Origin of the sequence: [Clostridium] aminophilum DSM 10710 (assembly GCF_000711825.1) — a bacterium.
Taxonomy (GTDB): Bacteria; Bacillota; Clostridia; order Lachnospirales; family Lachnospiraceae; genus Clostridium_R; species Clostridium_R aminophilum.
This window is the reverse complement of record NZ_JONJ01000008.1, coordinates 159,148-171,458: the sequence shown is the minus strand read 5'-3', so window position 1 is coordinate 171,458 and position 12,311 is coordinate 159,148. Positions and strand designations below refer to the sequence as shown.

At 52.1% G+C, this 12,311-nt stretch carries 10 protein-coding genes, 2 tRNA genes and 1 rRNA gene; 1 reads left to right on the top strand and 12 read right to left on the bottom strand.

The annotated features are described in order from the left end of the window. The 12 genes from BR86_RS0107365 to secA all read right to left on the bottom strand — a co-directional run. Positions 1-168: ribosomal RNA gene (locus tag BR86_RS0107365) — 16S ribosomal RNA — on the bottom strand; the annotation flags it as partial. 178 nt (positions 169-346) lie between these two features. Next, a tRNA-Ser gene (locus BR86_RS0107360) sits at positions 347-435 on the bottom strand. 37 nt (positions 436-472) lie between these two features. Next, positions 473-558, bottom strand: a tRNA-Ser gene (locus BR86_RS0107355). A gap of 306 nt (positions 559-864) precedes the next feature. Continuing rightward, positions 865-1,584 carry a 2-C-methyl-D-erythritol 4-phosphate cytidylyltransferase gene (gene ispD / locus BR86_RS0107350; protein ID WP_031472613.1) on the bottom strand — a complete coding sequence of 240 codons (720 nt, stop codon included), beginning with the start codon at positions 1,582-1,584 and terminating at the stop codon, positions 865-867. 306 nt (positions 1,585-1,890) lie between these two features. Further along, on the bottom strand, positions 1,891-2,928 hold the full coding sequence (tsaD, locus tag BR86_RS0107345; RefSeq protein ID WP_031472611.1) for a tRNA (adenosine(37)-N6)-threonylcarbamoyltransferase complex transferase subunit TsaD: 1,038 nt from the start codon (positions 2,926-2,928) through the stop codon (positions 1,891-1,893). After that, positions 2,909-3,850: a ribonuclease Z gene (locus BR86_RS0107340; protein ID WP_031472609.1), complete on the bottom strand. Its 942-nt coding sequence runs from the start codon at positions 3,848-3,850 to the stop codon at positions 2,909-2,911. The genes tsaD and BR86_RS0107340 overlap by 20 nt, the downstream gene beginning before the upstream one ends. Before the next feature lie 16 nt (positions 3,851-3,866). Further along, on the bottom strand, positions 3,867-4,385 hold the full coding sequence (rimI, locus tag BR86_RS0107335) for a ribosomal protein S18-alanine N-acetyltransferase (protein WP_051684660.1): 519 nt from the start codon (positions 4,383-4,385) through the stop codon (positions 3,867-3,869). Between the two features lie 23 nt (positions 4,386-4,408). Continuing rightward, positions 4,409-5,176, bottom strand: coding sequence for a tRNA (adenosine(37)-N6)-threonylcarbamoyltransferase complex dimerization subunit type 1 TsaB (gene tsaB / locus BR86_RS0107330; protein ID WP_031472605.1), 768 nt, complete (start codon positions 5,174-5,176; stop codon positions 4,409-4,411). Positions 5,177-5,182: 6 nt separating this feature from the next. Then, complete coding sequence (tsaE, locus tag BR86_RS0107325; RefSeq protein WP_031472603.1) at positions 5,183-5,614, bottom strand: tRNA (adenosine(37)-N6)-threonylcarbamoyltransferase complex ATPase subunit type 1 TsaE; 432 nt, start codon at positions 5,612-5,614, stop codon at positions 5,183-5,185. 22 nt (positions 5,615-5,636) lie between these two features. Then, the gene (locus tag BR86_RS0107320) at positions 5,637-6,851 is read right to left on the bottom strand and encodes a homoserine dehydrogenase (RefSeq protein WP_031472601.1); all 1,215 of its coding nucleotides are present in this window, start codon (positions 6,849-6,851) and stop codon (positions 5,637-5,639) included. 130 nt (positions 6,852-6,981) lie between these two features. Further along, the gene (gene prfB, locus BR86_RS0107315; protein ID WP_075034452.1) at positions 6,982-8,094 is read right to left on the bottom strand and encodes a peptide chain release factor 2; all 1,113 of its coding nucleotides are present in this window, start codon (positions 8,092-8,094) and stop codon (positions 6,982-6,984) included. Next, positions 8,087-10,753: a preprotein translocase subunit SecA gene (gene secA, locus BR86_RS0107310; RefSeq protein WP_081844179.1), complete on the bottom strand. Its 2,667-nt coding sequence runs from the start codon at positions 10,751-10,753 to the stop codon at positions 8,087-8,089. Before secA ends, prfB begins: the two co-directional genes overlap by 8 nt. 898 nt (positions 10,754-11,651) lie before the next feature. On the opposite strand from secA, the gene hpf reads away from it, so the two are divergent. After that, positions 11,652-12,182, top strand: coding sequence for a ribosome hibernation-promoting factor, HPF/YfiA family (gene hpf, locus BR86_RS0107300; protein ID WP_031472595.1), 531 nt, complete (start codon positions 11,652-11,654; stop codon positions 12,180-12,182). Positions 12,183-12,311: the final 129 nt, after the last annotated feature.

Here is a 12,311-nt window from a genome sequence, read left to right as displayed (position 1 = left end):
AACTGTTATCCCCCGGTACAGGGCAGGTTACCCACGTGTTACTCACCCGTCCGCCACTAAAATTACAAAATTCCATCCGAAAACTTCCTTCTGTAATTTCCGTTCGACTTGCATGTGTTAGGCACGCCGCCAGCGTTCATCCTGAGCCAGGATCGAACTCTCTCGTTAAAAGTTTGATCCGGTTTAGACTTAAGCTTGGCTTATTCTTAACCGTTATTACTGTTTAAGGTTTTGTTCTTGAAAATCTCTCGAACTTAAGGCCTCTACCTTATCGGCCTTTGTTCTTGGAATTTTCAGGGTTTTATATACTGTTCAGTTTTCAATGTTCCGATCTCCGAAGAGATCACGCAGAAGGAGGGATTTGAACCCTCGCGCCGTTACTAGCGACCTACTCCCTTTCCAGGGGAGCCCCTTCAACCACTTGGGTACTTCTGCAGTGCTTGAATCGATTGGAATATTCGATTATATAAAGCGGAGAGAGTGGGATTCGAACCCACGCGCCCTTTCGGACAAACGGTTTTCAAGACCGCCTCGTTATGACCGCTTCGATATCTCTCCAAACGTGCTTTGCCATTATACAAGGCAGTGAACCTTTTGTCAAGGACTTTTTCAAGTTCCTCAGGCGTCAGAGCTCACACTCTTTTCACTTCCGTCCTGCAGCCCCCGGGCCGTTTGGCCTGTGGTTTTCAGCGACGTCCCTTATATTATCACTGTCGTTTCCTCGTGTCAACGACTATTTTGATTTTTTTGCAGAATATTTTGCAATTGTTTTCACAACCACAACAATTTGTGTATGAGTGTTCCTCATCCCTATATCTTGTTCATCCCGCAGGATTCTGCCTGATGACACATTACTCCGCCTTCTTATTCTACGGCGCGCAGAAATGCCTCAGCGATCATCAGATCCTCCGGTGTGGTTACTTTTATATTCCGGTACGCGCCTTCTGTCAGATGGCATTTTACACCCAATACCCGTTCCATGACCATCGCATCATCCGTCACGCCTGCCTGGAGAGCCGGATCGGCATATATGCCGTCATACGCGTTTTTGATCTGCGAAAAGAAAAAGGTCTGGGGCGTCTGAATCATCCAGCAGGCACTTCGGTCCGGCGTACTGACCGCCTCATATGCCCCGTCGTTCATTTTCCGCGCAATTTTTATGGTATCTTTCGACGGCATGGCTGCAATGGATGTCCCGTAAGCCTGCACATCCGATATGGTTCTCCGGATGATCTCCGCATCTGCAAACGGACGGGCACCGTCGTGGATCGCGGCGACGTCATTTTCTCCGTATCCCAGTTCTTTCAGTGCGCAAAGTCCGCGGTAGACCGAGTCATACCTCTCTTTTCCGCCGGACGTCACCCGGCGGACGCGGTCAAATCCATAGTCTGACACCATTTTATGGCAGTATTCGATGTCACTTTCTCCGGTCACAAGAATGATGTCATCCACTCCGGCTGCGGTAAAATGCTGCAGCGAATACCAGATCAGCGGTTTGCCACCGACCGTCATAAACTGTTTCTTTACCGCGGAATGCATCCGGCTCCCGTTTCCGGCCGCCAGAACAATTGCTCCTGTCTTCATGCTTACGCCTCCGTAATGATCGTTGCCTCTTTCTTACCCGAGTCAAATCGCCGTTTTCTTATGCCAGTCTGTCGCTGACGTCGTTCTATCCACTTTCTCCGGGTCCCCATCGCCGTTTTTTATATCGTTCCGTCGCTGACATCATTCAATCTACTTCACCCGGGCTCCATCGCCGTTTTTTTACCGCTCTGTCGCTGACGCCATTCAATCTGCCTCACCGGTACCGTGTGCTGTCACGGAAAAGAGCAGGCTGCCCTCATGTATGGAACAGTCCGCCCTTTCTTTTTGACTTTGGCCTCGTAATTCTCAGCGTTCGCCGAGTTTCAGGTTCGGAATCGCGTTCAGATCCCAGCCTGCACGGACACCGTTGATATATTCATAGTAACCTGCCGCGCCGATCATGGCAGCATTGTCGGTGCAGAGAATCGGAGACGGGCGGTAGAACCGGATATGATTCTTCCGGCAGGCCTCTTCCATCCCCGCCCGAAGCGCAGAGTTGCTGGCAACTCCGCCGGCGATGGCGAGCTGATCGTAATGATATTCTTTGCATGCGGCGATGGCACGGCTGACAAGGGCCTCAACCACCGCATTCTGGAAGGAAGCCGCAAGATCCGGCACGCAGATTTCCTCTCCGGTCATCTTTGCGCGGTTGATATCATTCAGCACCGCGCTCTTGAGTCCGCTGAAACTGAAATCATACGGGTTTTCACCGACTTTCGCCCGCGGAAACTCGTATGCGTGCGGATTCCCATCTTTGGCCGCCTTGTCGACTTTCGGACCGCCCGGATAACCGAGTCCGACCGCGCGGGCCACTTTATCGAACGCTTCTCCCGCCGCGTCATCTCTGGTCCGGCCGATGATCTCGAACTCGCCGTAATCTTTGACAATCACAAGATGGGTATGGCCGCCGGAAATGATCTCGCACACAAACGGCGGCTCCAGCTCTTTGTTTTCGATAAAATTGGCCGACACATGGCCTTCAATGTGATGCACCGGCACAAGCGGCTTTTTCGCCGCCCAGGCAATGGCTTTCGCTGCTGCGACGCCGACCAGAAGCGCGCCAACCAGACCCGGACCGTATGTCACGGCAACCGCCGTGATCTGATCCAGCGTCATGTGAGCCTCTTCCAGCGCCTCTTCCACAACCTGATTTACCTTTTCAATATGTTTTCTCGAAGCAATCTCCGGCACAACGCCTCCGAACTGCGTGTGCAGGGCGATCTGCGAGGAGATAATATTCGAAAGAACTTCTCTTCCGTTCTTTACGACAGCCGCTGCGGTCTCGTCGCAGGAGCTCTCGATCGCAAGAATGTATACATCCTCATCAACACTGTGTTTTCTCATGATCTTCCGTATCCTCTTCTTCAAAGTCGATGGTCTTTATCCATCCGTCGCGCGCAGTCTTTGCATTCGGGAAAATCTCCTTGATTTCATCCGCATATTCTTCCGGATGAATGAGAGACGGACTGTAATGCGTCAGCCACATTTCCGCCGGCTGCGCCATTTTCGCCAGATTCGCCGCCTCCTGCATAGTCATATGTTTCTTTTCCCGGGCGCTCTGCGCCTTTTCTTTTTCGCCGTACATTCCCTCGCAGATAAAGAGATCCGCTCCCTCGGCGTATTCGGCGATCACCGGGACCGGACGGGTGTCCGTACAGTAGGTAACGTGAATTCCCTTGCGGTCCGGCCCCATGACCATATCCGGTGTGTAGGTCTTATCCCCGTCGGTCATCGTCTGTCCCTTCTGCAGCGGATTCCAGAATTTCAGCGGGATATCCAGCGCCTTCGCGCGTTCGGCATCGAATCTTCCCTTTCTCAGGATCCGGATGGAATACCCGTAGCAGATCACGTTATGATTAACGCGAAACGCATCGATCTCATAAGGACCGATGGAAAAATGTTCCCGTTGTTCATTTAATTCGATGTATTTGATCTTAAACGGCAATTCCGGCGTGATCACGCGAAGTGCGCTGACCACTCGCTCCAGCCCGCGGGGTCCGATCATGGTCAGCGGTTCGGTCCGGTCACTGTTTGCCATCGAGAGCAAAAAGCCCGGAAGACCGCTGATGTGATCCGCGTGATAATGCGTGAACAGAATGACATCCACCGATTTCGGTGTCCATCCCCGCTTGCGCATTGCAATCTGGGTTCCCTCGCCGCAATCGATCAGAAGGCTGCTGCCGTTGCACCGGCAGACAAGGGATGTCAGCCAGCGATACGGAAGCGGCATCATTCCGCCCGTTCCGAGCAGACAAAGATCTAACATATCTATTTCTCCAATTCTATTCGTGTTTCCACATGATGAGCGCATCCTCCGCCGGATGCGTGTAATAATTTTTCCGGACGCCCTCGGTCTGAAAACCGTATTTCCCGTACAGACCTTTCGCCGGCTCATTTCCCGCACGCACTTCGAGCGTGATATCCTTCACACCGCGATCTTTCGCGTATTCGAGCATGGTGACGAGAAGCTTTTCTCCGAGTCCCTGACCGCGGTATTCCGGAAGGACACCGACACGGTCCAGCTCTCCTTCTCCCGCGATCTCGCGGTAATTGAGATAGCCGATGATCTGCGGTGCCGGGTCTTCCCCCGTGAAGTCACGGGTTCGTCCGGCCGCCGTAAGATCCGTATCCCGTGCCTGCAATACCCAGAGGGTATCGAGACTGCTCTCCAGAATACTCCGAAGCGTCGCATCGCTCCAGGGCTCCGTGAAACAGGTTTTCTCCAAAGCCGAAACAGAGGGCAGATCCTCTGCCCTCATCCTGCGGATTTCATACGACATTCCGTCGCGATTCTCATTCATCCTGACTGTCCTTTCCCGGAAAATCAAGCGTCGGTTCCATCTGGATTGCGGACAACAATACCGGCTGCAAGCTGATCCATAACGCCGAGTTTTTCCGCAACGTCACGCTCACGCTCTGCCTGGGATTTGCGGAGATAATCCGGCGCAAAATCCGCAGCGGATACGGTTTTTCCTTCCAGAAGGAGTTTTTCACCCAATGCAGCCACGGATGCGGCCCTCTGACGGTTGGACGGTGCCGCCGCAAAGATATACGGAACCTTTACCGTTTCCTCGATCAGCCCGCGGTTTGCATCCGCGCCGTCTCCAAAGAAAACGACTCTCTTTCCTTCCGCCGATTCATTCAGCTCCGCGATCAGGTCTTTTACGCTGATCAGGCACTGTTTTTTCAGCACGCGGAAACTGTCGCGATACTCATAGATTCCGGTGTATACATTTCCTCTTCGGGCATCCAGCATCGGGCAGAGTATGCCCTCCGCGCCGAAGAGTCCGTATGCCATCGCATCCATCGTCGGAACGTGGATAAGCGGTTTTCGGATCACCAGACCGATGCCTTTCGCCGTTGCCGCGCCGATCCGGAGTCCGGTAAATGAACCCGGTCCTGCCGCGACCGCGATACCGTCTAACTCGCCGGCCTCCATTTCCAGAAGTCCCAGCATCTGGTCAATCATCGGCAAAATCGTCTGCGAATGTGTTTTTTTCTGATTCAGTGTGTACTCCGCCGCCATTTCTCCGTCGATACTTACAGCAACCGACGCGGTCAGCGAAGAGCACTCAATCCCAAGAACTTTCATACTGCTTTATTCTTCCTCACTTATCGTAATTTTCCGGTAGTCGAACCCTTTTTCCAGATCTTTCTCGATCGTCACGCGGTGAAGATGCTCCGGAAGAATCTCCCGGACCTGATCCGCCCATTCGATCAGGCAGACTCCATCGCCGAAGAAATAATCGTCATAGCCGATCTCCTCCATCTCATCCGGGTCCTCGATACGATACACATCAAAATGGTAGAGCGGGATTCTTCCGTCATGGTATTCCTGGACAATGGTGAAGGTCGGGCTGTTGACCGGCTCGGTGATGCCGATTCCTGCCGCAAATCCCTGCGTGAAAACGGTTTTTCCGACGCCGAGATCCCCGTCCAGTGTCCACACATCGCCGGCATGTGCCTCTTCTCCCAGTTTTTTTCCAAGTTCATAGGTCTCTTCCGGGCTGTTTGTCTCGATAATCTTCATATATTATTCCTCTGCCTGCTTCTCAGCGTACGCGGATCGATGAGATCAGGCCGCGTACCGCCGGGGACACTCTCTGAAACCGCTCTTCTTCCATCTCGCCGGTCAGAACCGCAAATTCGCCGGAGAGCTCCGGAACTTCGATCACTTTCACCGATCCGAACGCAGCTCTCACACCGTCGATATCTTCGGTCGGATCGCCCGAAACACGGATAAAATAGCGGAATTTTTCCGTCTCGAAACTCTTCAGCGGGAATTTTCCTTCCTTCCAGCCAAACGGAACATTTTCCGTCAAATGTCCTGCGATATCCACGAGATCGCTGACGACCGCATTGGCCGTCGGAAGTTTTCCGGCGCCGGAACCGTAGAACATGATCTTTCCGACGGTCTTTCCGTCTACCATAACTCCGTTGTAGACGTCATTTACCCCGAACAGCGGGTTCCCGGAATCCAACATCACCGGGCAGACAAAAACGCAGGCTCTTCCTTTTTCGATATGGCTAATTCCCACAAGTTTTACGGAGAAGCCGAGCTTCTTCGCATAGAGAAAATCCTCCGCCGTGATATGCGTGATTCCCTCCACGTGGAGATCCTCGAATTTTACTTCCTTTCCGGTTGCAAGAGCCGTCAGAATGGCGATCTTTCGGCCGGTGTCATGGCCTTCCACATCCGCTTCCGGATTCTTTTCGGCATAGCCGAGCTCCTGAGCGGTCCGAAGTGCCCGGGCAAAGTCCTGCCCCTCGCGGCTCATTTTCGTCAGAATGTAGTTGGTCGTTCCGTTCAGAATGCCGCTGATCTCCTGAATCGTCTCACCCTTCAGCGAGGTGGTGAGCGGACGGATCAGCGGAATTCCGCCGCCGACCGCCGCCTCAAAGAGATAGTTCACATGATGTTCGCGGGCAATCGCGAGAAGCTCGGTTCCCTTCGCGTCTACGACCGCCTTGTTGGAGGAAACGACATGTTTTCCGGCCTCCAGGCAGCGCTTCGTAAATTCAAACGCCGGATGAACGCCGCCCATGGTCTCGACAACGATCTGAACCTCCGGATCTTTGAGAATCACTTCAATGTCATGAACGATCCGGTCGCCGTAGGGACTGTCCGGAAATTCCCGAAGATCCAGAATATATTTCACGCCGATTTCCTGCCCGGTCGCCTGAAGAATGCCCTCTCTGTTGATGTCAAGTACTTCCGCCACACCGGATCCGATCGTGCCAAAGCCCATTACCGCCGCCTGAATCATGGGAAAACCTCCTTTTCAAATACGACAAAATCCCGCGCGCCATCGCCCGGGACTTGTCACTTATAAAATACTGCTGATATGCGTTCCGCCATAATTCAAGAAGAACCATGTTTTCACGCATTTTGTCTCATTATCGATTGATCCACTTCAGATATTCACTGATGAACAGATCCAGATCACCGTCCAACACGGCCGAAATATTTCCAGTCTCGGCATTGGTGCGGAGATCCTTTACCATCTGGTACGGCTGCATAACATACGAGCGGATCTGGCTTCCGAAGTTGATGTCCGTTACCTCGCCGCGGATGTCGGAAAGCTTGTCTTCATTTTCCTGCTGCTTCAGCATCAGGAGTTTTGCTTTCAGCATCTGCATCGCCTTGTCCTTGTTCTGGAACTGGGAACGCTCATTCTGACAGGTGACAACGATACCGGTCGGGAAATGTGTGATTCGGATCGCGGACGATGTCTTGTTGATATGCTGACCGCCGGCACCGGATGAACGATAGGTGTCGATACGGATATCCTCCGGGCGAACCTCGATGTCGATATCCTCCTCGATGTCCGGCATGACATCGCAGGAAACGAAAGAGGTCTGTCTCTTCGCATTCGCGTTGAACGGGGAAATGCGGACGAGACGGTGCACGCCTTTCTCGGACTTCATGAAGCCGTAGGCGTTTTCACCGTTGATCTGCATGGTGACAGACTTAAGACCCGCCTCATCGCCGTCCAGAGAATCCAGAATGTCGACGGAGAAACCTCGTTTTTCCGCCCATCTCTGGTACATACGGAACAGCATGGAACACCAGTCCATCGCCTCTGTACCGCCGGCACCGGCATTCAGCTTCACGATCGCATTCTCATGATCGTACTCGCCGGTGAGCAGCGTGGACAGTCGAACAGATTCGATGGTCGATGTATAGTCATCGAGCATCTCACGGATCTCATCCAGAAGGGACGGATCATCTTCCTCCGCGCCCATGTCGATCATCAGCTCGATGTCCTCATGCTGCTGTTCCAGCTTTGCATATGTATCAACGGAGTCTTTCAGGCTCTTGTTCTCGCGAACATATTTCGCAGATTTCTCCGGATCATCCCAGAACCCCGGCTCCTCCATCATTTTGTCAAGCTCCGCGATTCTCTTCTTCTTAACATCCAGATTCAGGGAATCTTTTACCTCTGCAAGCGTGCTGTCGTATGATCCGAGGGTAGACTTAAATCCATCCAGTACAACGGGATCAAGCATTCGCGCTGCCTCCTTTCTCCTGAGACGCAGCCATCGCTGCGTTCTGCAGTGCCTCCGGCGACGGTTTCTCGCCTCTTGCGATGCTCTCAAAAATCGCTTTTCCGTGGCACTGTTTAAACTTCTTGCCGCTGCCGCACGGGCACAGGTCGTTCGGATAGATCTTTCTCGCTTTTCTCTTGACCGGTGTGTGCATCGTCTCACCGTCACGGTTGGTTCCAGTGATCTTCGCAGCCTGTTCTCTCTCTACTTTCTGTTCTACACGGATGTGCATCAGAACACGGACAGTGTCCTCGCGAACCGCTGCCATCATGTTGTCAAACATATCATAGCCGGCCATCTTGTATTCAACAAGCGGGTCTCTCTGTCCGTATGCCTGAAGGCCGATACCTTCCCGCAGCTGATCCATGTCGTCGATGTGGTCCATCCACTTTGCGTCGATGACCTTCAGCAGAACAACTCTCTCCACCTCGCGCAGACGGTCGACCGGATTGAACTCGGTCTCCTTCTCCTCGTAAAGGCGGGTTGCCTGCTCTTTGAGCATGTGCTTGAGCTCTTCGCGGGTCATATTCTGCTGATCCTCTGTGAGACGGATCGGCGGAAGCGGAATGATCGGCAACAGCAGGGTGGACAGCTCGGTGAGATTCCAGTCCTCCGGGCCCTGCTCGTCGGAAATGGACATGTCGACCGCATTTTCCACCACGCCGTTGATCATGCTCATGACAACGTCGCGCATGTTGTCGCCGTTCAGAACCTTGCGGCGCTCCGCATAGATCGCTTCACGCTGCTCATTCATAACCTCATCGTACTTGAGGAGGTTCTCACGGATTCCGTAGTTGTTGGTCTCGATCTTCTTCTGCGCGTTCTCGATGGCCTTGGACAGCATCTTGTGCTGGATCTGCTCGCCTTCCGGCACACCCATGGCGGTGAACATACTCATCAGCTTCTCGGAGCCGAACAGTCTCATCAGGTCATCTTCCAGGGAGAGGTAGAAAATGGACTCACCCGGGTCGCCCTGACGTCCCGCACGTCCGCGGAGCTGGTTATCGATACGTCTGGATTCATGTCTCTCGGTACCGATGATCTTCAGACCGCCGAGTTTCAGCGACTCGTCGTCCAGCTTGATGTCAGTTCCTCGGCCGGCCATGTTGGTCGCAATGGTAACCGCGCCGTGGATTCCGGCATCGGCAACGATCTGCGCCTCCAGCTCATGATACTTCGCATTCAGAACTTTATGGGCAATGCCTCTCTTCTTCAGCATTCTGGAGAGAAGCTCGGATGTCTCGATGGTGATGGTGCCGACCAGCACCGGCTGACCGGTCTCGTGGGTGCGGACAACATCGTCGACAACCGCCTCAAATTTCTCTTTCTTGGACTTGTATACCGCATCCTCGTGGTCAATACGCTGTACCGGACGGTTGGTCGGGATCTGGATAACGTCCATGCCGTAAATGTTGCGGAACTCTTTTTCCTCGGTCTGCGCCGTACCGGTCATACCGCCCTTCTTGTCGAACTTGTTGAAGAAGTTCTGGAAGGTGATGGTTGCCAGCGTCTTGGACTCACGGCGGACCTTAACGTGCTCTTTCGCCTCGATCGCCTGATGGAGACCGTCGCTGTAACGGCGTCCCGGCATGATACGTCCGGTGAATTCGTCGACAATCAGGATCTCATCGTCTTTTACCACGTAGTCCTTGTCGCGCTCCATGAGGTAGTTTGCGCGCAGCGCCAGAATCATGTTGTGCTCGATCTCAAGGTTTTCCGGATCGGCAAGGTTATTGATATGGAAATACTGCTCCACCTTGTGCACACCCTGTTCGGTCAGGTTTGCAACCTTGTCTTTTTCATTGATGATGAAGTCACCGGTCTCGGTGATCTCCTCACCCATGATGGCCGCCATCTTGGAGAACTCCGCAGATTCCTCACCTCTCTGAAGGGTGCGGGCAAATGCGTCGCATACCTCATAGAGCTTGGTGGACTTTCCGCTCTGTCCGGAAATGATAAGCGGGGTTCTCGCCTCATCGATCAGAACCGAATCGACCTCATCGATGATGCAGTAATGGAGATCTCTCAGAACAAGCTGCTCCTTGTAGATCGCCATATTGTCTCTCAGATAATCAAATCCGAGCTCGTTGTTCGTCACGTAGGTGATGTCACAGTTATAAGCCGCCCGTCTCTCCTCCGGCTTCATCTCATTCAGAACGACGCCGACGGTCAGGCCCAGCCACTGATGGATCTGTCCCATCCACTCCGCATCACGCTTCGCCAGGTAATCGTTGACCGTTACGATGAAGACGCCTTTTCCTTCCAGCGCGTTCAGGTACGCCGGACAGGTGGATACCAGCGTCTTTCCTTCACCGGTTCTCATCTCCGCGATACGGCCCTGATGAAGAACCATACCACCGATCAGCTGTACCGGGAAATGCTCCATTCCGACCGAACGCTTTGCGGCTTCTCTGACCGTGGCAAATGCTTCCGGAAGAATATCATCCAATGTCTCGCCCTGCGCCAGTCTCTCTTTAAACTTTGGAGTCTGCGCTTTCAGTTCGTCGTCGGACATCGCCTGCATGGTCGGCTGCAGATCAAGGATCTGCCGGATGACCGGCTGGATCAGCTTCAGCTCACGCTCGCTGTGTGTTCCAAACAGTTTTTCTACCAGATTCATATTTTTATCCTCCAGGCTCTGGCACGGGCCAGATTTATCCGGGCTCGTATCGGAGCCGCCAAGTATCGTTTCATGGATCCCATTCCGACTTCTCCTGCCGGTTCCGCAGACAGACACTCCTGCCTGTCGGAACCGATCAACGTCTGAACTTCTCCATTCAAACGGTATTCCCGCAATCAACAGAAACGCACACGTTTCCAATATAGTGACAGTTACACAATCTTAGTAATTTTAGCACTCGAAGCCGCGGTAATCAATGGATTCATAAAAAGTTTACATATATGCGGTCTTTTCCGGTACCGATGCGGACGCGCGCGGGTAACGCAACCACCGCCATTTCGTCAAGAGTTTTTTTTTCTCCGGCATCATTTTCTGCAAAATGTACAAAATCCACGATGCGTTTCAGAGTTATCCACTTTATCCACAGTATAGAACGCATTTTCGGTGGATAACCATCCTTTTCCCCAAATCGCGTATTTACAACATTTTTGACTTATGCACAAAGTTATCCACTTTATCCACACTTTTGTTACGCACCGCCCCCCTTTTGTGGAGGGAATACTCATTTCTAAAAATTTTGTGAATTTCTCATAAACTTCCGTTTATTGTGCTTATAAACGTGATCTCCCCTTGACAAATCCCATCTTTTTTACCTTGCACCGCGAAAGAAAAAAGTGCCGCAAATCCTTATTTTTACAGTGTTTCCGCTGTAACGACAGTCGAGTTTGTTCAATAATATTAAGTTTTTTGACAATTTACATTTTCTATTGTCTTTTTTCTATAAATGTGATAAACTACAGATACCAAACGAAGCGGAACCGGAAGGGATTCCCGATCCGTCCTCGTTAAAGATGATTAAATGATGTGAATCACATCATAAAGTAAAGGAGCGATGTCTATGCGTTATACCATCACCGGAAAAAACATCAATGTCACACCTGGACTCAGAGCTGATGTAATCAAAAAGATCGGCAAGCTCGAAAAGTATTTCAACGAAGACACTGAGGCAGTCGTTACCTTAAGTGTTGAGAAAGATCGCCAGAAGATCGAGGTTACCATCCCGGTTAAGGGAACCATCATCCGTGCCGAGCAGGTCAGCGATGATATGTATGTTTCCATCGATCTTGTAGAAGAGATCATTGAGCGCCAGCTCAAGAGATATAAATCGAAGATCGTCGATAAGAAGCAGTCCGCAGTTTCCTTCTCCGACCTGTACATCAATGAAGAGGAGACCAGCGAGGAAGAAGTTCACATCGAGAAGATGAAGAAATTCGCGATCAAGCCGATGGACCCAGAGGAGGCATGTGTACAGATGGAGCTTCTCGGACACAACTTCTTCGTATTCCTGAATGCGGACACAGACGAGGTAAATGTCGTATATAAGAGAAAGAACGGCTCCTACGGACTGATCGAGCCGGAACTCGCATAAGACATCCAGATTGACAATCCATCATAATGATATGACCGCGTAAGCGGAAAGGGACAGCCGCACCGACACAAGTTGGTGTGGCTGTCCCTTTTGGTATGACTGTCCCTTTTTATAATGCCGCAGATCCTT